The following is a 24,408-nucleotide window of genomic DNA, read 5'->3' on the forward strand; positions in this document are numbered from 1 at the left end:
CGGAGTCGGGCTACCTCCGAACAGAAGGGCACCCACATGATCGAGTTCCGCTCGGTGCGCAAGACGTACCCGGACGGCACCAACGCGGTCGACGACTTCAGCCTCGTCATCCCGTCGCGGACCACCACGGTCTTCGTCGGCTCCAGCGGCTGCGGCAAGACCACCCTGCTCCGCATGATCAACCGGATGGTCGACCCGTCGTCGGGGACCGTCGAGATCGACGGTGAGGACGTCGCCGGGGTCGACCCCGTGCAGCTCCGTCGCCGCATCGGCTACGTCATGCAGAACGCCGGCCTGCTGCCGCACCGCAAGGTCGCCGACAACATCGCGACCGTGCCGCTCCTGACGGGTGTCCCGAAGGGCGAGGCCCGTGCCCGGGCGCTCGAACTGATGGACACCGTCGGTCTCGACCGGGCGTTCGCGGACCGGTACCCCTCGCAGCTCTCCGGCGGACAGCAGCAGCGCGTCGGCGTGGCCCGCGGCCTCGCCGTCGACCCGAACGTCCTGCTCATGGACGAGCCGTTCGGCGCCGTCGACCCGCTCGTCCGCAACGACCTGCAGGACGAGCTCATCCGGTTGCAGCGCGAGCTCGGCAAGACCGTCGTCTTCGTGACCCACGACATCGACGAGGCGTTCAAGCTCGGCGACCAGGTCGTCATCCTCAAGAAGGGCGGCGAGATCGCGCAGCTCGGGACCCCCGCCGAGATCCTCGCCGAACCGGCGGACGACTTCGTCGCGAACTTCATCGGTGCCGGCCGCGGTCGGCGTGCCCTGCGCGTCGAGCAGACGCCGACCGGCCCGATCGTGGTCGACGGCGACGGCCGGGCAGCCGGTGTGCTCACCGGTCCGGTCCAGGTGGTCGACGCCGCAGCCGCGGTGCCACAGGCAGCAGAGGCCGGGGCGCGTGACACCGCCCCGGGTGCTCCGGCGCAGGGTGGGGGACCGCGGTGAACTGGATCCTGTCGAACCTCGACACGATCAGTGACGCCACGATCGCGCACCTCGCGATCGCGATCCCACCGATCATCATCAGCTTCCTGCTCTCCATCCCGATCGGCTGGGTGGTGGTCCGACTGCAGCGCACGGGCGGATCCCGCTTCGCCGCCGGTCTGGGCAGCGGCATCGTGACCTTCGCGGGTCTCCTCTACGCGATCCCGTCGCTGGCGCTGTTCGTCGCCCTGCCCGGCATCATCGGGACGAGCCTGCAGAGCCCGGTCAACGTGATCATCAGCCTGACGATCTACGGTCTCGCGCTCATGGTCCGGTCGACGGTGGACGGCCTCTCCTCGGTCGACGCCGGCACGAAGGCAGCCTCGACCGCCATGGGGTACTCGGGCGTACAGCGCTTCTTCCGCGTCGAGCTCCCGCTCGCCGGTCCCGTGCTGCTCGCCGGCCTGCGGGTGATCGCGGTGTCGACGATCTCGCTGACGACCGTCGGTGCGGTGCTCGGCATCCAGAGCCTCGGTTCGCTGTTCACCGACGGACTCGCGCGCGGCATCTACGAGGAGATCCTCTCGGGCATCGTCATGGTGCTCGTGCTCGCCTTCGCCCTCGACGGCCTGCTCGTGCTGCTCGGACGGCTCGTCATGCCGTGGACACGGCGGGCGCCGCGGAGCCGTCGCGCCGCGCGTCGGGTCCTGCAGCGAGCGGAGGTCGCCTCGTGATCATCGGACAGGCGTTCGGCTGGGTGTTCGACCCGGCCAACTACACCGGCGTCAACGCGATCCCCGAGCGGCTGTGGGAGCACGTCTGGATCACCCTGCTCGCCGTGGTGATCGCGGCCGTGATCGCGGTCCCGATCGGGTACGCGATCGGGCACACGGGCCGGGCACGCGGGTTCTCCATCGCGCTGTCCGGCGGCATCAGGGCCCTGCCGACGCTCGGCGTGCTGTCCCTCTTCGGCCTGTTGCTCGGCATCGGGCTCGAGGCACCGCTGCTGGCGCTCGTGGTCCTGGCCGTCCCGTCGGTGCTCGCCGGTGCCTACGCGGGGATCGAGTCCGTCGACCCGGTCACGATCGACGCGGCGAAGGCCCAGGGCATGACCGGGTGGCAGGTGCTCTGGAAGGTCGAGATCCCGCTCGGGCTGCCGCTGCTCATCGGTGGCGTCCGGTCGGCCGTGCTCCAGGTCGTCGCCACCGCCACCCTGGCCGCCTACGTCGGCGCCGGGGGACTGGGCGGCTACTTCTTCCTCGGCCTCAAGACCCAGGACTACGCCGAGATGCTCGGTGCGTCCGTCCTCGTGATCGCGCTCGCGATCGCGTTCGAGATCGTGTTCGCCGCGCTGCAGCGGGCGTCGGTGCCGAAGGGCACCCTCGACCCGTCCGCGCGGCAGCGCCAGGGATCGCGCGAGCGAGCCCGCAATCCCATCCCGGAAGGAAACCCATCGTGATCACAGCACGGATCCGCGTCGCCCTCGCCGCCGCAACGGCACTCGGCGTCGCCGCAGCCCTGACCGGCTGCTCCTCTGGTGACCCGCTCAGCAGCGGCTCCAGCGCCTCGTCCGACTCGAAGACGATCGTCATCGGCTCGCAGCAGTACTACTCGAACGAGATCATCGCCGAGCTCTACGCGCAGGTGCTCGAGAAGGACGGCTTCACCGTCGAGCGCAACTTCAACATCGGGCAGCGCGAGGTCTACATCCCGCAGCTCGAGAAGGGCGCGATCGACGTCATGCCCGAGTACAGCGGCAACCTGCTGCAGTACTTCGACAAGGAGTCGACGGCCAAGAGCGCGGACCAGATCGACGAGGCGCTCGAGAAGGCCCTGCCGAAGGGCCTGCGCGTCCTCGACGAGGCCGACGCCACCGACCAGGACAGCTACACCGTGACGAAGCAGTTCTCCGAGGAGAACGACGTCACGAGCCTGGCCGACCTGAAGAACGTCAAGGAGAAGCTGACCGTCGGCGCGAACTCCGAGTTCCAGACCCGCCCGTACGGCCCCGAGGGCCTGAAGTCGGTCTACGGCGTGGACGTCGACTTCAAGGCGGTCGAGGACTCCGGCGGCGCCCTGACGGTGAAGGCGCTCAAGGACGGCACCGTCCAGCTCGCCGACATCTACAGCGCGGACCCGAGCATCAAGGCGAACGACTTCGTCTCGCTCAAGGACCCGGAGAACCTGATCCTGCCGCAGAACGTCATCCCGGTGGTCTCCGACAAGGTCGACGAGAAGGCTGCGGACGCCATCGACGAGGTGAACGAGAAGCTCACCACCGACAAGCTCATCGAGCTCAACGAGAAGAGCGTCACGGACAAGGAGAAGGCTTCGCAAATCGCGAAGCAGTTCCTCCAGGACGAGGGTCTGCTCTAGTCGGTCGGCGCTCGGCGCCGATCAGCACTGAACGACAGGTGTCGGGCTTCGGCCCGGCACCTGTCGTCGTTCACGCGGAGGGCACTCGGGCACCGTCGTTCCGCACGGTTGTGCCGACCAATGCTCGTGCACGTTCGTGCAGAGTGCCCCTCTACAACTTGTCGAAGCAGGTGTCCCGGCGGTAGCGTGGAGGTGTCCCGATGGGGTGACAAGTACCAGTTCCTCCTCCCGGAAGAGGCATCTCTCGTGCACGAACAGCGCGCGGCGGACCGGCTCGGACACGCCGCATGAACGACATCCTCGATCCCCTGATCCTGTCGCGGTGGCAGTTCGGTCTGACGACGATCTACCACTTCCTCTTCGTCCCGCTGACGATCGGCATGGCGCTCGTCGTCGCCGTCTTCCAGTCGGCGTGGGTGCGGACCGGGCGCGCTCACTACCTCCAGCTGACCCGTTTCTTCGGGCGCATCTTCCTCATCAACTTCGCGATGGGCGTCGTCACCGGAATCGTCCAGGAGTTCCAGTTCGGCATGAACTGGTCGAACTACTCGCGGTTCGTGGGCGACGTCTTCGGTGCCCCGCTCGCGCTCGAGGGCATCCTCGCGTTCTTCTTCGAGGCGGCGTTCATCGGCATCTGGATCTTCGGGTGGGACCGCCTGCCGCGGGCGCTGCACCTGGCGAGCATCTGGTGCGTCAGCGTCGGCACGATGATGTCGGCGTACTTCATCCTGGCGGCGAACGCCTTCATGCAGCACCCCGTCGGCTTCGCGATCAACGAGGCGAAGGGCCGCGCCGAGCTCACCGACATCTGGGCCGTCCTGACCAACAAGGTCGCGCTGGCCGCCTTCCCGCACACGCTCTTCGGGGCCTTCATGGTCGCCGCCTCGGTGATCATCGCGGTCGCGGCGTGGCACCTCGCACGCAACCAGAACCTCGAGACGATGATGCCGGCGCTCAAGTTCGGCATGTGGACGATGCTGGCGTCCGGCGCGCTGACCGTGCTGTCCGGCGACCAGCTCGGGCTCACGATGGTCGACACCCAGCCGATGAAGATGGCCGCGGCCGAGGCGCTCTACAACACCTCGACGGGCAAGGACGCCTCGTTCTCGATCTTCACGCTCGGCACCCCCGACGGTGTGCACGAACTGTTCTCGATCCGCATCCCGTACCTGCTCTCGTTCCTGTCGACGCACACCTTCACCGGCACGGTCGAGGGCATCAACGACCTGCAGGCGCAGTACACGCAGGTGTACGGCCCCGGCGACTACAAGCCGATCATCTGGGTGACCTACTGGTCGTTCCGCTGGATGATCGCCCTCGGTGTCGGGGCGGTGCTCGTGTCGGTCGTCGGCCTGTGGCTGACCCGCAAGGGCCGGTTCCCGACGCAGCGCTGGGTCTGGCGCATCGCCACCTGGTCGGTCCCGCTGCCGATGGCCGCGATGATCATGGGCTGGGTCTTCACCGAGATGGGCCGCCAGCCGTGGCTCGTGTTCGGGCTGCTCCGCACGGCGGACGGCGTCTCGCCGAACGTCACCGGGGTCGAGGTCCTCATCTCCCTGGTCGTGTTCACGCTGATCTACGGCGCGCTCGCGGTCGTCGAGTTCCGGCTCATCAAGAAGGTCGCGCAGGAGGGCCCCGCCGCCCCTGCGAAGGTCGACGAGGTCACCGGCGAGGTCGAGCACGAAGTGACGGTGTACTGAGATGGATCTGCCAGTCCTGTGGTTCGCGATCGTCGGACTGTTCTTCGTCGGGTACTTCGTCCTCGACGGGTTCGACTTCGGTGTCGGGATGTCCCTGCCGTTCCTCGGCAAGGACGACACCGACCGCCGTGTGCTCATCAACACGATCGGCCCGGTGTGGGACCTCAACGAGACCTGGGTCATCGTCGCCGGGGCCTGCCTGTTCGCGGCGTTCCCCGAGTGGTACGCGACGATGTTCTCCGGCTTCTACCTCGCCCTGCTGCTCATCCTCGTGGCGCTCATCGCCCGTGGGGTCTCGTTCGAGTACCGCCACCAGCGGAAGCACCCGGAGTGGAAGCGCCGGTTCGACCTGATGATCATCGTCGGCAGCGCCGTGCCGTCGTTCCTCTGGGGCGTCGCGTTCGGCAACGTCGTCCGCGGGATCCCGATGGACGCCGAGCACAACTTCACGGGCACGTTCCTCGACCTGCTCAACCCGTTCGCGCTGCTGACCGGCCTCGCGACCCTGATGGTGTTCTTCACGCACGGCGTCGTGTTCGTCGCACTGAAGACCGAGGGTGAGATCCGCGTGCGGGCGAAGCGCCTGGCGACCCGGGCGGGCGTGCTGACGATCGTCGTCGGTGCCGCGTTCCTGGTGGCGATGGCGTTCGTGCGGGCGACGCCGGCGAGCCTGGTGCTCTCGGTCGTCGCGGCACTCGCGCTCGTCCTCGCCGTGCTCTGCACCGCGTGGGGCAAGGAGGGGCGGGCGTTCACGCTGATGGCGGTCACGATCGCCGCCGTGGTCCTGGCGATGTTCACCGCGATCTTCCCCGACGTCATGCCGGCGTCGAACGACCCGGCCAACAGCCTGACCGTGGTCAACGCGTCGAGCGGGCAGTACACGCTGACGGTGATGAGCTGGGTCGCGCTGATCTTCGTCCCGCTCGTGCTGGCCTACCAGGCCTGGACCTACTGGGTGTTCCGCAAGCGCGTCTCGCGGGCCCACATCGACCAGGCCGCGCACTAGGGGCTCCCGGTGAAGCCGCTCGATCCTCGTCTGCTGCGCCTGTCGCGTGCCGCGCGCTGGTCCGTCGTCGCGTCCGCGGGGACGGGCCTGGTCCGCACACTCGCGACGATCGGTGTCGCGTGGGGGATCGCGGCGGCCGTCACGCTCGGCGTCGACGCGGTGCGCGACGGCCGGCTCCCGGAGACGTTCGTCCCGACGCTGGCGCTGCTGGCCGGTGCGTTCGTCGTCCGTGCCGTCGCCGCGTGGGCGACGGACGACCTGGCGGCGCGGGCCGGGGCGACGGTGAAGAGCGAGCTCCGTGCGACCGTCCTCTCCCGGGCGGCCGAGCGCGGACCGTCCTGGCTCGCCGCCCGGTCGAGCGCCGGCTTCGCCACGGCGCTCGGCCCCGGGCTCGACGCCCTCGACGCGTACTTCGGGCGGTACGTCCCACAGCTCGCGCTCACCGCCGTCGCGACCCCGGTGCTCCTCGTCGCGATCGGGCTCGGTGACCTGACGAGCGCGGTCGTCATCGTGCTCGCGATGCCGGTGATCCCCGTGTTCATGGTGCTCATCGGTCTGGCGACCCAGGCGCTGCAGCGGCGGCAGGCCGACGCGCTCACCCGCCTCGGCGGCGCCTTCACCGAGGCGGTGGAGGGCCTCGCCACCCTCAAGGTCTTCGGACGTGCCCGCCGCCAGGTCGACCGCATCGGCACCGTCACCGACGAGTACCGGCGCGGCACCATCGGCGTCCTGCGTCTGTCCTTCGTCAGCGGCTTCGCCCTCGAACTCGCCGCGAGCCTGTCCGTCGCCCTCGTCGCGGTGTCGATCGGCGTCCGACTCGTCGACGGCTCGCTCGGCCTCGGCGCCGCGATGTTCGTCCTGGTGCTCGCCCCGGAGGCGTTCGCACCCCTCCGCCAGGTCGGCGCCGACTTCCACGCCGCCCAGGACGGCGTCGAGGCGTCCGGCGCCGTGCTCGACGTCCTCGACGACCGGGGACGCGACACGTCGACCAGCGCACCCGCGCCCGGCGCCCCGGCCGCCGCGGCCACCGACCTGGTGCTCGAGGGCGTGGTGGTCCGTCGCCCCGACGTCGTCGTCGGACCGCTCGACCTGCGCGTCGCGCCCGGCACCGTCGTCGCCCTCGCCGGGCCCAGCGGGTCCGGTAAGTCCAGTCTCATCGCGGCGATCCGGGGTGTCCTCGCCCACGACGGCACGGTGACGGTGCCCGGTCCGGCCGACGCCACCCGCGCCGACCGCACGACCTGGGGTGACCAGCGTCCGCGCCTGGTGCGCGGCACGGTCGCCGAGAACGTCGCCCTGCACACGCGACCCGACGACCACGACGTGCGCCGCGCCCTGGGCGAGGCGGGGCTGGGTGTCGAGCCGAGCCTCCCGGTCGGACCCGGGGGAGCCGGTCTCTCGGGCGGTCAGGCGCAGCGCGTCGCGGTCGCCCGGGCCCTGTACCGGGCGCGTCGCGCCCGCACCCCGCTCGTCCTGCTCGACGAGCCGACGTCGGCCCTCGACGCCGACGCGGAGCAGATCGTCGTCGACGCCGTCCGGTCGCTCGCCGCCGACGGCGCGGTCGTCGTCGTGGCGAGCCACCGCCCCGCCGTGCTGGCCGCCGCCGACGTCCGCGTCGACCTCCGCCCCGGCGGAGCGGTGACCGTGACGCACCGACAGGAGGCACGCTCGTGAGCCGGGAGGCCCGTCCCACCCCCGTCCTGCGGCTGGCGCTCCCGCACGGGGCCGGCTGGGCGAAGGCGGTCGCCGCCGGCACGCTCAGTGCGGTCTGTGCGGTGGCGCTCCTGGCGGCGAGCGGCTACCTCATCGCCCGCGCGGCCGAGCAGCCGCCGATCCTCTACCTGACGCTCGTCATGGTCGGGGTGCGTGCGTTCGCCCTCGGCCGGGCCGCACTGCGCTACGTCGACCGGCTCGCCGGGCACGACGCGTCGTTCCGGCAGCTCGCCGTCGTCCGGACCGAGATGTACCGACGGCTCGCATCGGTCGCGCCGGCCGGGCTCGGGGCGACCGGGCGCGGCGACCTGCTCACCCGGCTCGTCACGGACACCGACCGGCTGCAGGACCTGCCGATCCGCGTCGTCGGCCCGCTCGTGTCGGCCGGGGTCGTCGCCCTGCTCTCCGTCGTCGCGGTCGCGGTGGTCTGGTGGCCCGCGGCGGTGGTGCTCGTCGTCGCCCTCGCCGTCGCCGCGCTGCTCGGGACGGTCACGACCCTGTCCGTCGCGCGGAGATCGGACCGCGAGACGGCGGCCGAGCGCGGACGGGTCGCGGACCTGGTGCTCGACACCGTCCGGACCCTCGACGTGTTCGCCGCGTACGGCACGCTGCCCGACCGCCTCGCCGGCATCGCCGCGCTCGACGCCCGTGTGACCCGCGCCGTCCGGCGTCGTGCGACCGTCGAGTCGCTCGTCGGGGCCCTCGTCGGCCTGGTCGGTGGCGGCGCCGTCGTCGGGGTGCTCGCGGTCGGTGCTCCCGCGGTCGTCTCGGGCGCGCTGGACGGACCGCTCTGGGCGCTCGCCGTCTTCGTGCCGCTCGCACTCTTCGAGGTCGTCGGCGGGGTCCCGCTCGCCGTCCTGACGCTGCGTCGGGTCCGCGCCGCCGCGGAACGGGTCGAGGAGGTCGTCCCCGCGGAGCTCCCGGCCGGCATCGTGCCGGAGCCCGACGTGCCGGCCGACCCGTCGGACCTCGTCGTCGGCGGGCCGGTGCGGGTGGCGCTGCGGGACCTGACCGTGCGGTGGCCCGGCGCGTCGACGCCCGCGGTGGACCGGGTGTCGTTCGACCTGGACCCGGGTGAGGTCGTCGTGCTCGAGGGGCCGAGCGGCGCCGGGAAGTCCACCCTCGTGGACGCCCTGGTGCGGTTCGTCGACCACGAGGGGTCGTACACGCTCGACGGGGTCGGGACGCGGTCGATGCACCCGGACGCGGTGCGCGCACGGGTCGGGCTCGTGGAGCAGGACCCGTTCGTGTTCGACCAGTCGGTGCGGCAGAACCTGCTCTTCGCGCGGGACACCGCGACGGACGCCGAGCTCAGCGACGTGCTCGACCGGGTCGGGCTCGGCCCGTGGGTCGCGGGGCGCGGTGGGCTCGACGCCCCGGTGGGGGAGCGCGGCGGGCTGCTCTCCGGCGGGCAGGCGCACCGCCTCGCGCTCGCCCGGGCGCTGCTGCACGCGTTCCCGGTGCTGGTGCTCGACGAGCCGACCGCGGACGTCGACCCCGACCTCGGCGACGCGGTGCTCCGCGACCTCGTCGGTGCGGCGCGGCGGGCCGGACGCACCGTGCTGGTCGTGTCCCACGTGCCGGTCCCGGCCGACCTGGTGGACCGGACCCTGCGGATGCGTGACGGGCGCCTCGTCGAGGGGTGACCGCCTGCCGGACGGAGGATGCGTCGGCGGGACCGGGGCGGGCCTCCAGGCCTTGTACCCTTGGTGATCGTGACCACCGAGCACTCCACTGCGAACGCAACCGAGCACCCCGCCGGACCCGCAGCCGTCGATCCCGACGCCTACGACTTCCGCCGCATCCAGGAGAAGTGGCAGCCCCGCTGGGAGGAGCTCGGCCTCTTCACGACCGACCTCGACGACTCGCGCCCGCGCAAGTACATCCTCGAGATGTTCCCGTACCCGTCCGGCGACCTGCACATGGGGCACGCCGAGAACTGGGCACTCGGCGACTTCGTGGCCCGCTACTGGCGGCAGCAGGGCTTCAACGTCCTGCACCCCATCGGCTGGGACTCCTTCGGCCTGCCCGCCGAGAACGCGGCGATCAAGCGCGGGGTCGACCCGGCGCAGTGGACCTACGCGAACATCGAGCAGCAGAAGGCCTCGTTCAAGCGCTACGCGCCGTCGTTCGACTGGACGACGGAGATCCACACGTCGGACCCCGAGTACTACAAGTGGAACCAGTGGCTGTTCCTCAAGATGTACGAGAAGGGCCTGGCCTACCGGAAGGACAGCTGGGTCAACTGGGACCCGGTGGACCAGACCGTGCTCGCGAACGAGCAGGTGCTGCCCGACGGCACCTCGGACCGTTCCGGCGCCGTCGTCGTCAAGAAGAAGCTGACGCAGTGGTACTTCGCGATCACGAAGTACGCGGACCGGCTGCTCGACGACCTCAACCAGCTCGAGGGTCGCTGGCCGGCGAAGGTGATCGCGCAGCAGCGCAACTGGATCGGCCGTTCGGTCGGCGCCGACGTCGACTTCGTCATCGAGGGGCACGACGAGCCCGTCACCGTGTTCACCACACGTCCGGACACCATCCACGGGGTGACGTTCCTCGTCGTGGCGCCGGACTCGGACCTGGCGGCGTCGCTGGTCTCCGCCGCCCCTGACGACGTGCGTGCCGACTTCGACGCGTACCTGACCGCGACGCAGAAGACCTCGGAGATCGACCGGCAGAACGCCGACCGGCCGAAGACCGGCGTGCCGCTCGGCCGCTCCGCGATCCACCCGCTCACGGGGGAGCGCCTGCCGATCTGGGCCGCCGACTACGTGCTCGCCGACTACGGCCACGGCGCCGTGATGGCGGTCCCGGCGCACGACCAGCGCGACCTCGACTTCGCCCGGGCCTTCGACCTGCCCGTCAAGGTCGTCGTCGACACGAACCAGCCCGTCACCGGTGCCATCCCGGTCATCCCCGAGGGCGCGACGCTCGAGGACCTGCCCGCGCTCGACCCCGTCTCGACCGGCGAGGCGCTCACCGGCCAGGGCCGGATGATCAACTCCGGGCCGCTCGACGGCATGTCGAAGCAGCACGCCATCACCGCGGCGATCTCCCTGCTCGAGGAGCGCGGGACGGGTCGGGCTGCGAAGACCTACCGCCTGCGCGACTGGCTCATCTCCCGTCAGCGCTTCTGGGGCACCCCGATCCCGATCATCCACGGCGCCGACGGCACCGAGCACCCGGTCCCGATGGACCAGCTGCCGGTGCGCCTGCCGTCGACCGAGGGCCTCGACCTCAAGCCGAAGGGCACCTCGCCGCTCGGTGGAGCGACCGACTGGGTGAACGTGCCGAACCCGGTGGACGGCACCCCGGCGCTCCGCGACACGGACACGATGGACACCTTCGTCGACTCGTCGTGGTACTTCCTGCGCTTCCTGTCGGCCCAGGACGACACGCAGGCGTTCGACCCCGAGGCCGCTCGGAGGTGGGCGCCGGTCGACCAGTACATCGGTGGCATCGAGCACGCGATCCTGCACCTGCTCTACGCGCGCTTCGTCACGAAGGTCCTGTTCGACCTCGGCTACCTCGACTTCACCGAGCCGTTCTCGGCGCTGCTCAACCAGGGCATGGTGCTCTCCGGCGGCTCGAAGATGTCGAAGTCGAAGGGCGGCGTCTCGCTCGGCGACGAGCTCGACGCGAACGGCGTCGACGCGATCCGCCTCGTGATGGGCTTCGCCGGGCCGCCGGAGGACGACATCAACTGGGAGGACGTGTCGCCGTCGGCGTCGGCACGCTTCCTCGCCCGCGCCTACCGCCTGGCGCTCGACGTCACCTCGGCACCGGACGCCGTCTGGGCCGACGGTGACCGTGCCCTGCGCCGGGTGACGCACCGCTTCCTGGCCGACGCGCCGGGGATGATGGAGGCCTTCAAGTTCAACGTCGTGATCGCGCGACTGATGGACCTGGTGAACGTCACCCGCAAGGCGATCGACAGCGGCCCCGGCGCCGGTGACCCCGCCGTGCGCGAGGCCGTCGAGACGATCGCCCTCGCCCTCGCCGTCTTCGCCCCGTACACCGGTGAGGAGATGTGGGAGAAGCTGGGCTACGAGGCCACGGTCGCCACGTACGGCTGGCGGAAGGCGGACCCGACGCTGCTCGTGCAGGAGACGCTCACCGCGGTCGTGCAGGTCAACGGCAAGGTGCGCGACTCGTTCGAGGTGTCGAAGTCGATCGAGGCGGACGAGCTCGAGCAGCTCGCGCGGGCCTCGGCGAACGTGCAGCGGTACATCGGTGACCGCGAGATCGTCAAGGTCATCGTGCGGGCGCCGAAGCTCGTGAACATCGCGATCAAGGGCTGACGGCTCCCGGAGTCCTCCCCACCTGACCGGCCCGGCCGGTCCCTCCACAGGAGGGGCCGCCGGGCCGTCGTCGTCCCCGTGGCGGGACCTACCGTGCCGGGCATGACTGCTTCGTCTCCTGGAGGACCCGGTGCCGACGGGTCGTGGGCGTCCCGGTTCGCGCTCTCGCCCCGGGCGGCCGTGGTGCTGGCCGCCGTGGTGGTCGGGCTCGCGCTCGTGGTGGTCGCGATCGGGACCCTCGGGACGCGACCGACGGCCGGGGTGACGGTGACGAGCGCGCCCTCGACGGCGCCCGGCCGACCGGATCCGGGTCCGAGCACGGACGCCACGGGCGGCGCTCCCGGGTCCGGATCGCGCTCGGGATCGGCGAGTGCCGCGGCGGTCACCGTGTACGTGCTCGGCGCGGTGGTCCGGGCCGGGGTCGTCGAGGTCCCCGCCGGGACCCGCGTGGACGGCGCGCTGCAGCGAGCGGGGGGAGCCACGGCCGACGCCGACCTCGCCCGGCTCAACCTCGCTCGTCCGGTGGTGGACGGAGAACGCCTGTACGTGCCGCGGGTCGGGGAGACCGAGGTGCCCGAGGCGCTCCGGCCGGACGCGCCGGGTGCCGGGGGCGGGAGTGCCGCCGTCGGGGGTGGTGCCGGCGGCGCGGACGACACGGGCGCGGCCGTCGTCGACCTCAACACCGCCGACCAGCCGACGCTCGAGACCCTGCCCGGCATCGGCCCGGCACTGGCTGCCCGCATCCTGGCGTGGCGCGAGGAGCACGGCGGGTTCACGTCGGTGGACGACCTGCTCGAGGTCAGCGGCATCGGCGACACCCGCCTCGCCGAGCTGCGGGACCGGGTCCGGGTCTGAGTCGTGGAGGTGCAGCCGAGCCTCGTCGACCTGCGCCTGGCGGGACCGGTGGCCGTCGCGTGGGTCGAGGCGGCACTGCTCGTCGGGGCGCCGGGGCTCGCGTGGTGGTGCGCGACGACCGCGGCGACCGCCGGCACCGTGGTCGTCCTGGCGATCGTGGTGCGGGGCCGGCGTGGGCGTGCAGCGCTGTCCGGCGGTCGCGGTGGTCTGCTGGGCGGCGTGCTGGGCGGCGTGCTCGTCGCGGCAGTGTGCTGCCTGCTCGTCGCGGTGGCGGTCGGGGTGGGCGCGGCGGCGCGGTCGCCGCAGGCGCTCGCCGACCGTGCCGGACGGACCGTGGCCGTCGAGGTCGTGCTGACCCGGGACCTCGCCGCCTCCGACCGGTCGACCACGGGCACGCTGCGGGCGATCGGTGACGTGGGCGGGCTCGAGGTCCCCGTGCGCGTGGTCCCGACCGGGCGTCTCCGTGCGTCGGCCGGAGCGGTGCTGCACGCCCGGGCGACGGTGCAGACCGACGACGGCGGCGCACCGACCACGGCGGTGGTGTTCCTGCGCGGACGTCCGACGAGCCTGCCGCCGACCGGACTGCTGGCAGCGTCGGAGCGCGTACGGCAGGCCTTCACGGCGGTGACGCGCGACCTGCCCGAACCCGGTGGCGCGCTGCTGCGCGGGCTGGCGATCGGGGACCGCAGCGGACTCGACCCGGCGACCGAGTCCGCCATGGAGACGACCGCGCTGACCCACCTCACGGCGGTCTCCGGCTCGAACTGCGCCGTCGTCGTCGCGCTCGTCGTGGCCGGGTGCCGGGCGCTCGGGCTCCCTCGGGTCCTCCGGGCGGCCGCGGCCGTCGGGTTCCTGGTGGCCTTCGTGGTGCTCGTGCGACCGGACCCGTCGATCGTGCGTGCCGCGGTGATGGCGGTGGTGGTCCTGGCGGTCCGGCTGTCGGGCCGCCCGCTCCGCGGGGTGCCGCTCCTGGCGCTCACCGTGCTCGGCATGCTCGTGGTGGACCCCTGGTACGCCCGGGCGCCAGCGTTCGCGCTGTCGGTCCTGGCCACCGGTGGCATCATCGTGCTGGCACCGCGCCTGACCGCCCTGCTCGCGCGGCGGTGGTGGCAGCCCGTCGCTGCGGCGGTCGCGATCCCCGTCGCCGCACAGCTCGCCTGCTGGCCCGTGACGGTCGTGCTCGCCCCGACCCTCCCGACCTACGCGGTCCCGGCGAACCTGCTGACGGAGCCCCTCGCGCCCGTCGTCACCGTCGGCGGGCTCGCCGCGTGCGTGCTCGCTCCCGTCTGGCCCTGGGGCGCCGCGGTCGTCGCGCACGTGGCCTGGGCTCCCGCGGCGGTCATCGGTGCCGTCGCGCACGGGGCGGCCGCACTGCCGGCGGCGACGCTCGACTGGCCCGCCGGACCGGTCGGAGCCGCGACGGCGGGGCTGGTCAGCCTGGCGGTCGCCGGTGCCGTCCTCGTGGATCCTCCGCGGCGGACGTGGGCGCTGGTCGCGGCGGGGACCGTCGTCGCGATCGGGCTCGGACTCGTGGCCGTCCCGCGGCTCGTGGTGCGCTCGACCGTGCCGGGGGACTGGTCGGTGGTGGCGTGCGACGTCGGGCAGGGTGACGCCGTCCTGGTGCGCGACGGCGCCGGTCCGGTCGCCCTCGTCGACACCGGGGACGACGAGGAACTGCTGCTGCGGTGCCTCGACCTGGTCGGTGTCGACCGGGTCGACCTGCTCGTGCTGACCCACTTCGACCGTGACCACGTCGGCGCGGTCGGGGCGGTGGCGGACCGGGTGGCGAGGGCGCTCGTCGGTCCCGTCGGACGGCCCGAGGACGAGCGGGTCGTCGGGACGCTCGAGCGGGCCGGGGTCGAGGTCCGGACCGCGGACGACGGCACGTCGGGCACCCTCGGCGCGTTGCGCTGGCGGGTGGTGTGGCCGCGCGCGGGATCGTCAGCATCGGGCAACGACGCGAGTGTCGTCCTCGAGACCACCGCCGACGGACCCTGCCCGACCTGTGTGTCCGGGGTGTTCCTCGGCGACCTCGGGGAACAGGCCCAGCGCCGGCTCCGACCGTTGGTCGAGGCGCACCCGGACGTCGTCAAGGTCGCCCACCACGGATCGGCCGATCAGGACCCGGCGTTGTACCGACAGCTCGCGGCGCCGATCGGACTCATCGGCGTCGGCGCCGACAACACCTACGGGCACCCGACGGCGTCGGCGCTCGACGCCCTCCGCGCCGCGGGGACGACCGCGTTCCGCACCGACGAGCAGGGCACCGTCGTGGTCTCGCGATCGGCCGACGAATCGTTGCAGGTCTGGACCGAGCGGACGGCGCCGACGCCGGAGGCACCCTCGCCGGCTCCACGGGCGTCGGTCCTGACGGCGCCGGCCACGACGACGGGGGTCCGTCCGGCGGGAGGTCCGTCCGTGGCGGCCCGTAGGATCGGAACAGGCCCCGACCAGCTCGCTCCGGAGCCGACGGAAGGAACGCATGCCCGCCAAGAAGCCCACGCGCGCCGCCGCGAAGATCGACCAGGTGCCGTGGTCCGGTGTCCGGCCGGCGCCCGTCGTGCTGGTCACCGGTCCCGAGCAGTTCCTGGCGGAGCGGGCGAGCAGCGTCCTCCGTGACCTGCTCGTCGGCGAGGACCCGGCGCTCGAGGTGCACGACCTCGAGGCAGACCAGTACGCCCCCGGCCTCCTGGCGACGCTCGCGAGCCCGTCGCTCTTCGGCGAACCGCGGCTCGTGCGGGTGACGAACGTCGAGAAGTGCACCGACGCCTTCATCACCGAGACGATCTCCTACCTGCAGGCGCCCGCGGACGACGTCACGCTGGTCCTGCGACATGGTGGGGGCATGCGCGGGAAGAAGCTGCTCGACACCATCCGCAGCGGGGTCGGCGGCGGCGTCGAGGTCCAGTGCGACGAGCTCAAGCGCGACACCGACAAGATCGACTTCGTCAACGCCGAGTTCCGGGCCGCCCGGCGGAAGATCGCGCCGTCGGCGGTCCGCACGCTCGTCGCCGCGTTCTCCGACGACCTCGCGGAGCTCGCGGCCGCGTGCCGGCAGCTGCTGGCCGACGAGGCCGAGGAGATCACGGACCGCACCGTCGACAAGTACTACGGCGGTCGCGTCGAGACCAACGCGTTCAAGGTCGCGGACATCGCGCTCGCGGGACGCTCGGCCCCGGCGATCGTCGAGCTGCGGCACGCCCTCGCGACGGGGGAGGCCCCGGTGCCGATCGTCGCGGCGTTCGCGAGCAAGATCCGCACGATGGCCAAGGTCAGCGCCTTCCGCGGGCCGAGCGGCCAAGCGGCGTCCGCACTCGGCATGGCGCCGTGGCAGGTGCAGCGCGCGCAGCGCGACGTCGCCGGGTGGAGCGAAGCCGGGTTGGCGAACGCGATCACGAGCATCGCGGCGGCGGACACGGCGGTGAAGGGCGGCTCGCGCGACGCGCACTACGCGCTCGAGGTCATGGTCCGCACCATCGCCCGTCGCGGCGAGGAGCGCTGAGGCGGGACGCGCCTCCAGGCCGCACGTGGACGCCGAGCCGCGGCCGCCGTGCCCGTGCCTGAGCCCGTGCCCGTGCCCGTGCCCGTGCCCGTGCGGCGCCCGTGCACGCGCCCGCTCGTTCTCGCACGGGACGAACCACGGATCCGACATCGAACCAGCACCATCGGCTGGTTCGATGTCGGATCCGTGGTTCGATCCGCACGGGGTACCGCGCGCGGCGACGAGGCTGCGGCACAACGAGAAGCACCTCGCGCCACGGATCTCCGTGGCGCGAGGTGCTTCCGGTTGTTCTCGAGCGAGTCGTGCCGCGGCTGACCACGCGCTGCCGCAGCGGTGCCGCCGCCGCCACGAGCGCGCCGTCGCCGCGGCCGACCAGGCGCTGCCGCCGCGCCGCCGCCACGAGCGCGGCGCCGCAGCCGCCGCGCCGCCACGAGCGCGCCGCGCCGCCACGCCCCGCCCGGACACGCCCCGCAACGACGAGAGCCCCGCACCATCGGTGCGGGGCTCTCGTGCAGGTGTCAGACGCTCAGAGCGCGGAGACCTTCTTGGCGATGGCCGACTTGCGGTTCGCCGCCTGGTTCTTGTGGATGACGCCCTTGCTCACGGCCTTGTCGAGCTTCTTCGCCGCGAGGGCCAGGGCCGCGACGGCCTTGTCCTTGTCGCCGGCGACGACGGCCTCGTTCGTGTGGCGGATGACCGTCTTGAGCTCCGAGCGGTAGGCCTTGTTGCGCTCCTGGGCCTTGAGGTTGGTCTTGATGCGCTTCATCTGCGACTTGATGTTCGCCATGCGTGTTGCTCCTTGTTCGTCTGCTACGGGTGGTCGCGACGTCGGGTAGAGGGGCCCTCTGTCGCATCGCGTTCCACCCGTGGGCGGGGAACGCGGAAGCCAGCCACCAACCCTACCAGCAGACCCACGGACCGCCAAAGCCCCGACGCGCCGCGCTCCGTCGCAGGGCCGCACGGTGGAAACGCCCCCGCAACACGGACGGGCTACCGTGACGAGGTGCCATCCCTCGCTCCACGCATCGACTCCGTCCCCGCCTCCGGCATCCGTCGCGTCTACGAGCAGGCGGCCCTGCTGCGAGCCGACGACACCGACGTCGCGATGCTCGTGATCGGTGAGCCCGACGTCCCGGTCGCGCCGCACATCGGCGAGGCCGCGCGCCGCGCGTGGACCGAGGACCGCACGGACTACACGCCGAACGGCGGCATCGCACCGCTCCGCGCGGCGATCCGCGACAAGCTCCGTCGCGAGAACCGCATCGAGGTCGACGTCGAGCAGGTCTGGACGACGATCGGCGCGACCCAGGCACTGTTCCAGGCGATGACCCTCGTGCTGAGCCCCGGGGACGAGGTCCTGGTGCCCGACCCCGGCTACACGACCTTCACGATGAACGCGCACATCATCGGTGCCACCCCCGTGCCGTACCGGCTCGAGCCGCAGCACGACTTCGAACCCGACCTCGCGGCACTCGAGGCGAGCGTCACCGAGCACACCCGTGCGATCGTGGTGAACTCGCCGTCGAACCCGCTCGGCTCGGTGTTCGGCGAGGACACCCTGCGCGCGCTGCTGGCCCTGGCGAAGCGGCACGACCTGTGGGTGATCAGCGACGAGGTCTACGAGTACTTCACCCACGGCACGCGTCACGTGAGCATCGCGGCCCTCGACGACGACGACCGGGTCTTCACCGCCTTCTCGTTGAGCAAGACGTACGCGATGACCGGTGTCCGGGTCGGCTACCTGGTGACGCCGAAGGGCATGGGGCCCACGATGCGCACGACGCAGGAGGCGATGATCAGCTGCGTCGCGGAGCCGGACCAGTGGGCCGCGCTGGCGGCGATCGTGGGCGACCACCAGGCGGTGCAGGACGCACGCGAGCACTACCGAGCGAACCTCGCCGTCGCGAAGGAGGTCCTCGACGCAGCGGGCATCCGCTACCTCGACCCGCGCGGCGCCTTCTACCTGTGGATCGACGTCTCGCACGCGTCGCAGGGCGACGTCGCTGAGTGGGCGCTGGCGTTCCTGCACCGCGAGCACGTCGCGGTCGCCCCGGGCAGCGCCTTCGGTCGGTCCGGTGAGGGGTGGATCCGGGTCTGCCTGGCGGCGACCGTCGACGACCTCCGTCGCGGCCTGGGGGTGCTGCCGGCGCCCGCCAGGGCGACCGTCTGACGGACGGGAGGCCCGTGGCGGGCGCGACCACGCGCCTCCGGTCCGTCCTGCACACCGTCCAGGGCCCCGGCGCGCCTCCACAGGTCGGCCTGCGGTGCGCGCTGCCCGTGTGCAACCGTGGGACAATCGTTCGACCGCACCGACCCCCTGAGGAACCGTGAGCCCACAAGCATCCGCGCCGCTCGAGCCCGCCGCGACCCCGGCCGAGGCGATCCGCAACTTCTGCATCATCGCGCACATCGACCACGGCAAGTCCACGCTGGCCGACCGCATGCTGCAGATCACCGGCATCGTCGAGGAGCGGGCGATGCGTGCGCAGTACCTCGACCGCATGGACATCGAGCGCGAGCGCGGCATCACGATCAAGTCGCAGGCCGTCCGCATGCCGTGGGAGCTCGACGGACAGACCTTCGCCCTGAACATGATCGACACCCCCGGGCACGTCGACTTCTCGTACGAGGTCTCCCGCTCGCTCGCGGCGTGCGAGGGCGCGATCCTGCTCGTCGATGCGGCGCAGGGCATCGAGGCCCAGACGCTCGCCAACCTGTACCTGGCGCTCGAGAACGACCTCGAGATCATCCCGGTCCTCAACAAGATCGACCTGCCGGCGGCCGACCCCGACAAGTACGCCGCCGAGCTCGCGCAGCTCATCGGTGGCAAGCCGGAGGACGTCCTCCGCGTCTCGGGCAAGACCGGTGTCGGTGTCGCCGAGCTCCTCGACCGCGTGGTCCGGACCGTGCCGGCGCCGGTCGGCGACGTCGAGGCGGCCCCCCGCGCGATGATCTTCGACTCGGTCTACGACAGCTACCGCGGCGTGGTGACGTACGTCCGGATGATCGACGGCACGATCCACCCGCGCGAGAAGGTCCAGATGATGTCGACCCGGTCGACGCACGAGATCCTCGAGATCGGTGTGTCGTCGCCCGAGCCGAAGCCGACGAAGGGACTGTCGGTCGGCGAGGTCGGCTACCTGATCACCGGTGTGAAGGACGTCCGGCAGTCGAAGGTCGGTGACACGGTCACGACGGCGCAGAAGCCGGCGACCGAGGCACTGCCCGGGTACACGGACCCGAAGCCGATGGTGTTCTCGGGGCTGTACCCGATCGACGGTTCCGACTACCCGGACCTGCGCGAGGCGCTCGACAAGCTCAAGCTGTCGGACGCGGCCCTCGTGTACGAGCCCGAGACCTCGGTGGCGCTCGGCTTCGGCTTCCGCTGCGGCTTCCTCGGCCTGCTGCACCTCGAGATCATCACCGAGCGCCTGTCGCGGGAGTTCGGCCTCGACCTCATCACGACGGCCCCGAGCGTGATCTACGAGGTCACGAACGAGGACACGACCGTGACCGAGGTCACGAACCCCTCCGAGTTCCCGGGCGGTCGCATCGTCGAGGTCCGCGAGCCGATGGTCCGCGCGGCGATCCTCGCGCCGAAGGACTACGTCGGCGCGATCATGGAGCTCTGCCAGTCGCGACGCGGGTCCCTGCTCGGCATGGAGTACCTGGGCGAGGACCGCGTCGAGATCCGGTACGAGATGCCCCTCGGCGAGATCGTGTTCGACTTCTTCGACCAGCTGAAGAGCAAGACGCAGGGCTACGCCTCGCTCGACTACGAGCCGACCGGCGACCAGGCCGCCGACCTCGTCAAGGTCGACATCCTGCTGCAGGGCGAGCAGGTCGACGCGTTCAGCGCGATCGTCCACCGCGACAAGGCGTACGCGTACGGCACGCTGATGACCGAGCGTCTCCGCAAGCTCATCCCGCGGCAGCAGTTCGAAGTGCCGATCCAGGCCGCGATCGGTGCGCGGATCATCGCCCGCGAGAGCATCCGTGCGATGCGCAAGGACGTCCTGGCGAAGTGCTACGGCGGTGACATCACCCGCAAGCGCAAGCTCCTCGAGAAGCAGAAGGAGGGCAAGAAGCGCATGAAGATGGTGGGTCGCGTCGAGGTCCCGCAGGAAGCCTTCATCGCAGCGCTCTCGGGCGACGTCGAAGAGAAGAAGAAGTAGCCGCAGCGAGCACGAGCAGCACGACGGGGCCCCGCCACGAGCGGGGCTCCGTCGTTCCCGGATCCGCTCGTCCCGGTGCGGTAAGCGGACGAGATCGGGGCGCAGTCCGCCGGGGGTTCGGGGGCGGCCGGCCTGGTCCTCCGCGGATGCGGTGGGTGGACCGGCCAGTCTGCCCGCACTCTGGGGGACCGGGCAGGTCACCCGATCTGTACGGTCGCATCTGTACCGAGGGCGACTGAAGACCCCTCAGTTCAGGGTGGACCCGGCCGCCCGGACCGTGCGTGCTCCTGCGCCACGGCGCTCGAGGACCCGGGGTGCACACGGAGGTGCGAACCACGATGTCCCGTCACGCAACGACCGTCCCCCGCGCACGGCGCCGACGGTCCGAACTCGTCCTGGTCGCCGCCGGCGTCGCTGCTGCGGTGGTGCTCGCCATGAGCTTCAGCGGCACGCTGTCGGTCTTCACGCAGGCCTTCCTGCACGGCACCAACACGGTCGCGACCTCGACCATCCAGATCGTGGAGACGACGGCGGACGGTTCGCCGGGTGCGTGCACGACCGCGGCCGACGGCACGGCGAGCTGCACCGACCCGGACCTCTACGGCGGCCAGTCCCTGCGACCAGGGGGCCGGTCGGAACCCCAGACGATCTTCTTCGAGAACACCGGGACGGCGACGCCCACCGGCTTCCGGCTGACCGGCGGACCGTGCGCGACCACGCCCGAGAGCGGGTCGGACCTGTGCCGCCAGCTCGTCGTGAAGATGACCTGGCGCGGCGCCGACGTGCTGCCCGCGTCCACGACGCCCGCGTACCTCGCGGCGAACGCGATCACGCTGCCCTACCCACCCGCCGCAGGCGAGCGTTACCCGCTGGCCGTGCAGGTCTCGCTCCCGGACGGAGCGACCGCGCCGACGTCGGGTGTGACCCTCTCACAGGCCCTCACGTTCACGTTCTCGGCCTGACGGTGCCGTCGTGGGAAGGCACTCGACGATCGTCCCGCGGGCTTCGGTGCGCACGGGCTGGCTCCTCACGGCGGCGGGTCTCGTCGCCTCGGTCGCCCTCGCACTGACGGCGACCGGCACGACGTCGGCGTACACGGCGTCGATCTCGAACACCACGAACACCGCCAACACCGTCTCGATCGAGATGACGCAGGGCCCTGACGCCTCGACCGTGGCGTGCAGGAGCACCGCCACGGCCACCACGACCTGCTCGACCGACCTCTACGCGGGCAAGGACCTCCGGCCGGGGGACACGACGCGCGGCACCTCCACGGTGATCAGGAACACCGGAGGGGTCACCGCGTCCGCCTTCTCGCTCACCCCCGGCACCTGCATCGGCACCGTCTCGACGTCGAACAGCATCTGCTCCTGGTTGCGCGTCACCGTGACGTGGACGACGCCGACGGGGACCACGACCGTGGTCTCGGGGGAGAGCGCCGCGGCGGTCGGCGGGCGGACCTTCCCCGTCAGCCCGGCGCCTGCGGCCGGTCAGGGCGGTACCGCCGTCGTGTCGGTCGCCCTCGACCCGGCGGCTCCGAACGACTCGCAGGCGCAGAGCATGAGCCAGTCGCTCGTGTGGACGTTCACCGCATGACGGTGGCGGAGACCGGGGACGCGATCGGCGTCCCCGCGGCTGGTCGCCGGCGTGCTCCCGGCCGCGCCGTGCGGGTGCGGCTCGTCGTCACCGTCGCCGTCGTCCTGCTCGTGCTGCTCGGTGTCGGGGCCGCGACGGCCGCGGGCGTCCGGACGTTCGACGTCCGGACGCCGTCGATGGGCCGCACGGCACCCGTCGGCTCGCTCGTCGTCACCCTGCCGCCTGGACCGGACCGGCTGGCCGTCGGCGACGTCATCACCTTCGTCCCACCGGTCGCCGAGGGCGGGGGGACGGCGCCTCGACTGCCCTACACGCACCGCATCAGCGCGGTGGAGGACGGCGCGTTCACCACCAAGGGCGACGCGAACGGTGCTGCCGACGGCTGGACCGTCAGCCGCGCTGACGTCGTCGGCAGGGTCGTCGCAGTCCTGCCCGGTGCGGGGTGGGCGCTCCGCATGCTGCCGTGGTCCGTCGGCGGGGTCGGTCTCGTCTGGCTCCTGACCGGGCTCCTCGGCGCGGGCGCTCCGCGCACCGCCGCTCGCCTGCTCGGCTCGGCCGCGGTGCTGGCCGGCGTGGTGACGGTCTTCCGACCGTTCGCCGCCCTCGTCGTGACCGGCGTCGACCCGGGGACGCGGCCGGTGGCGCACGTGGTCTCGACCGGTCTGCTGCCGATCCGGGTGGTCGGACCGTCCGGTGCGTCCGACCGGCTCCTCAGCGGTGCCGTCGGTCAGGTGCCCCTGCCTCCGGGGTCGGACGGCGCGGTCGCGCTCGCCGCTCGACTCGACCTCTCCCCGCTCGGTTGGGCGGTGCTCGCCCTGCTCTGTGCCGCACCCCTCGTCGTCGGGGCCCTCCTGGCCCGGTCGCAGAGCCTCCGTGTCCCCGATCCCGGGGACACGGAGGGCCCTGCAACGGACCTCCCGGCGGTGTCGTCGTGAGTGCCAGGACGGCGGGCGTGCTCACCGGGGCGCTCGTCGTGGCGCTCATCGTGGCGACCGGTGTCACCACGACGGCCGATCCCACCCTCGCCGCGTACACGGCCGCGTCGTCGAACCGGAGCACCGCGAGCACGGTCGGTGACTACGCCCTGACGGGCCTGCCGTTCCGTGACTCCTTCGCCGGAGGGCAGGGGGCGTGGAGGACCTACGGCGGCTCCTGGACGACCCGGACGCAGTTCGGCTACGGCACGTTCACCGAGACGGCTGGCTCCTCCGACGGGCCCAAGGCCGTCACGGGTGACCCGTCGTGGACGGACTACACGATGCAGGCGGACGTCCAGGTGAACAGCGGGACGAACGCCGGGCTCCTGGTCCGCGTCACGGATCCCGCTCCGGGTGCCGATGCGTTCGCTGGGTACTCGATCGGTCTGGACCGGACGGACAACACGCTGTCGATCAGCCGGACGAAGCACGGTGCGACGACCCGACTGGCGTCCTCGACGATCCCCGGCAGGCTCGCGAACGGACAGTTCTACCACGTGGTCGTGCAGGCCGCCGGGTGCGGCATCACCGCCTGGTCGACCACCGTCGGCGCGAACGACTGGACGCGGGCGAGCGTCTCGGAGTCGTCGGCCGACTGCCTGACGACGGGCGCGATCGGGCTGCGTGGCAACGGCAGCGCAGCCGGCTACCGCTTCGTGACGGCCACAGCGGGTGCCCTCGCACCCTCGCTCGCGGCGGACCCGTACAACTCGACCCTCGCCACGGGCCGGTTCGAGGACGGAGCGCCCGCGCGGGTGTTCGGGGGCACGTGGGCGATCGACCAGCAGGAGGAACGGATCCGCAGCACGGCCTACGCGAACACCGGGGACAAGCAGGTCCTGAACCGGGTCTGGGGCGACATGACCCTGACGGGCGACGTGCGCCTGATGCGCACCCCGAGGTCGGGCAGCGACGCGGGTCTCGTCGTCCGGGTGAACGACCCGTCCACGGGGATCGACTCGATGCGCGCCTACTCCGTCGGCATCACCGCGACCGGGATGACCATCGGCGAGCACCGGTCGCCCGGGTTCGTCGGGTCGTTCGTGTCCTTCGGTCGGACGGTGCAGGCCGAGGAGTGGTGGCACCTCACCGTCGAGGCGGTCGGCTGCACGATCACGGCCACCGCGTCACCGGCCGACGGCGGGACACCCGTCCAGGGTCGCGTGTCCTTCGGTGCCTGCTCGTCGACGAGCGGCGCGGTCGGGATCCGCGAGCAGGGCACCGAGGCCGAGTGGCGGAACCTCGCCGTCACGCCACGCTGACACAGGTCGGGCCGA

At 72.0% G+C, this 24,408-nt stretch carries 19 protein-coding genes; 18 read left to right on the top strand and 1 reads right to left on the bottom strand.

The features are described 5' to 3' along the window. The first annotated feature begins 36 nt into the window (after nt 1–36). The 12 genes from Q9R28_RS00920 to holA all read left to right on the top strand — a co-directional run bounded on the left by Q9R28_RS00920 (nt 37) and on the right by holA (nt 16,383). Nucleotides 37–951, top strand: a complete 915-nt coding sequence (locus tag Q9R28_RS00920) for an ABC transporter ATP-binding protein (protein ID WP_066653812.1) — start codon at nt 37–39, stop codon at nt 949–951. Beyond that, nucleotides 948–1,664 (top strand): ABC transporter permease, encoded by a 717-nt coding sequence (locus Q9R28_RS00925; RefSeq protein WP_066653814.1) that lies wholly within the window; start codon nt 948–950, stop codon nt 1,662–1,664. Before Q9R28_RS00920 ends, Q9R28_RS00925 begins: the two co-directional genes overlap by 4 nt. Beyond that, a complete protein-coding gene (locus tag Q9R28_RS00930) occupies nt 1,661–2,389 on the top strand; it encodes an ABC transporter permease (protein ID WP_209683052.1) in 729 nt (242 codons plus the stop codon). The genes Q9R28_RS00925 and Q9R28_RS00930 overlap by 4 nt, the downstream gene beginning before the upstream one ends. After that, nucleotides 2,386–3,306, top strand: a complete 921-nt coding sequence (locus Q9R28_RS00935) for an ABC transporter substrate-binding protein (RefSeq protein ID WP_311205297.1) — start codon at nt 2,386–2,388, stop codon at nt 3,304–3,306. Before Q9R28_RS00930 ends, Q9R28_RS00935 begins: the two co-directional genes overlap by 4 nt. Nucleotides 3,307–3,593: 287 nt before the next feature. Next, nucleotides 3,594–5,006, top strand: coding sequence for a cytochrome ubiquinol oxidase subunit I (locus Q9R28_RS00940; protein WP_209683048.1), 1,413 nt, complete (start codon nt 3,594–3,596; stop codon nt 5,004–5,006). Between the two features lies 1 nt (nt 5,007). Then, nucleotides 5,008–6,012 (top strand): cytochrome d ubiquinol oxidase subunit II, encoded by a 1,005-nt coding sequence (gene cydB, locus Q9R28_RS00945; RefSeq protein WP_311205298.1) that lies wholly within the window; start codon nt 5,008–5,010, stop codon nt 6,010–6,012. Between the two features lie 9 nt (nt 6,013–6,021). Next, complete coding sequence (gene cydD, locus Q9R28_RS00950; RefSeq protein ID WP_311205299.1) at nt 6,022–7,686, top strand: thiol reductant ABC exporter subunit CydD; 1,665 nt, start codon at nt 6,022–6,024, stop codon at nt 7,684–7,686. Continuing rightward, entirely contained in the window at nt 7,683–9,371 is a 1,689-nt protein-coding gene (gene cydC / locus Q9R28_RS00955; RefSeq protein ID WP_311205300.1) for a thiol reductant ABC exporter subunit CydC, read from the top strand. Before cydD ends, cydC begins: the two co-directional genes overlap by 4 nt. Before the next feature lie 63 nt (nt 9,372–9,434). Next, on the top strand, nt 9,435–12,026 hold the full coding sequence (leuS, locus tag Q9R28_RS00960; RefSeq protein WP_396137147.1) for a leucine--tRNA ligase: 2,592 nt from the start codon (nt 9,435–9,437) through the stop codon (nt 12,024–12,026). Nucleotides 12,027–12,128: 102 nt separating this feature from the next. Next, nucleotides 12,129–12,881: a ComEA family DNA-binding protein gene (locus Q9R28_RS00965; protein ID WP_311205301.1), complete on the top strand. Its 753-nt coding sequence runs from the start codon at nt 12,129–12,131 to the stop codon at nt 12,879–12,881. 3 nt (nt 12,882–12,884) lie between these two features. After that, entirely contained in the window at nt 12,885–15,500 is a 2,616-nt protein-coding gene (locus tag Q9R28_RS00970) for a ComEC/Rec2 family competence protein (protein ID WP_311205302.1), read from the top strand. Then, nucleotides 15,409–16,383, top strand: a complete 975-nt coding sequence (gene holA / locus Q9R28_RS00975; protein ID WP_235426614.1) for a DNA polymerase III subunit delta — start codon at nt 15,409–15,411, stop codon at nt 16,381–16,383. The genes Q9R28_RS00970 and holA overlap by 92 nt, the downstream gene beginning before the upstream one ends. Before the next feature lie 526 nt (nt 16,384–16,909). Here holA and rpsT read toward each other — a convergent pair. Continuing rightward, nucleotides 16,910–17,170 (bottom strand): 30S ribosomal protein S20, encoded by a 261-nt coding sequence (gene rpsT, locus Q9R28_RS00980; protein ID WP_066653830.1) that lies wholly within the window; start codon nt 17,168–17,170, stop codon nt 16,910–16,912. Between the two features lie 216 nt (nt 17,171–17,386). Between rpsT and Q9R28_RS00985 the strand changes: the two genes are divergently transcribed. The 6 genes from Q9R28_RS00985 (at nt 17,387) to Q9R28_RS01010 (ending at nt 24,393) form a co-directional block, all read left to right on the top strand. Continuing rightward, nucleotides 17,387–18,553: an aminotransferase class I/II-fold pyridoxal phosphate-dependent enzyme gene (locus Q9R28_RS00985; RefSeq protein WP_311205303.1), complete on the top strand. Its 1,167-nt coding sequence runs from the start codon at nt 17,387–17,389 to the stop codon at nt 18,551–18,553. A gap of 157 nt (nt 18,554–18,710) precedes the next feature. Beyond that, nucleotides 18,711–20,558: a translation elongation factor 4 gene (lepA, locus tag Q9R28_RS00990; protein ID WP_066653837.1), complete on the top strand. Its 1,848-nt coding sequence runs from the start codon at nt 18,711–18,713 to the stop codon at nt 20,556–20,558. A gap of 338 nt (nt 20,559–20,896) precedes the next feature. Further along, entirely contained in the window at nt 20,897–21,520 is a 624-nt protein-coding gene (locus Q9R28_RS00995; protein WP_144411281.1) for a hypothetical protein, read from the top strand. Between the two features lie 10 nt (nt 21,521–21,530). Then, complete coding sequence (locus Q9R28_RS01000) at nt 21,531–22,154, top strand: hypothetical protein (protein ID WP_251160114.1); 624 nt, start codon at nt 21,531–21,533, stop codon at nt 22,152–22,154. Continuing rightward, entirely contained in the window at nt 22,151–23,089 is a 939-nt protein-coding gene (locus Q9R28_RS01005) for a S26 family signal peptidase (protein WP_311205304.1), read from the top strand. Before Q9R28_RS01000 ends, Q9R28_RS01005 begins: the two co-directional genes overlap by 4 nt. Next, the gene (locus Q9R28_RS01010; protein WP_311205305.1) at nt 23,086–24,393 is read left to right on the top strand and encodes a family 16 glycoside hydrolase; all 1,308 of its coding nucleotides are present in this window, start codon (nt 23,086–23,088) and stop codon (nt 24,391–24,393) included. Before Q9R28_RS01005 ends, Q9R28_RS01010 begins: the two co-directional genes overlap by 4 nt. Nucleotides 24,394–24,408: the final 15 nt, after the last annotated feature.

It is taken from the genome of Curtobacterium sp. BRD11, assembly GCF_031844345.1.
In the GTDB taxonomy this organism is placed as follows: Bacteria; Actinomycetota; Actinomycetes; order Actinomycetales; family Microbacteriaceae; genus Curtobacterium.

Bases quoted from the DNA above. Each gene is read 5' to 3' on its own strand.
- Q9R28_RS00920 (WP_066653812.1), top strand. From the start codon at position 37: ATGATCGAGTTCCGCTCGGTGCGCAAGACGTACCCGGACGGCACCAAC.
- Q9R28_RS00940 (WP_209683048.1), top strand. From the start codon at position 3,594: ATGAACGACATCCTCGATCCCCTGATCCTGTCGCGGTGGCAGTTCGGT.
- cydB (WP_311205298.1), top strand. From the start codon at position 5,008: ATGGATCTGCCAGTCCTGTGGTTCGCGATCGTCGGACTGTTCTTCGTC.
- Q9R28_RS00965 (WP_311205301.1), top strand. From the start codon at position 12,129: ATGACTGCTTCGTCTCCTGGAGGACCCGGTGCCGACGGGTCGTGGGCG.
- rpsT (WP_066653830.1), bottom strand. From the start codon at position 17,170: ATGGCGAACATCAAGTCGCAGATGAAGCGCATCAAGACCAACCTCAAG.
- Q9R28_RS00995 (WP_144411281.1), top strand. From the start codon at position 20,897: ATGTCCCGTCACGCAACGACCGTCCCCCGCGCACGGCGCCGACGGTCC.
- Q9R28_RS01005 (WP_311205304.1), top strand. From the start codon at position 22,151: ATGACGGTGGCGGAGACCGGGGACGCGATCGGCGTCCCCGCGGCTGGT.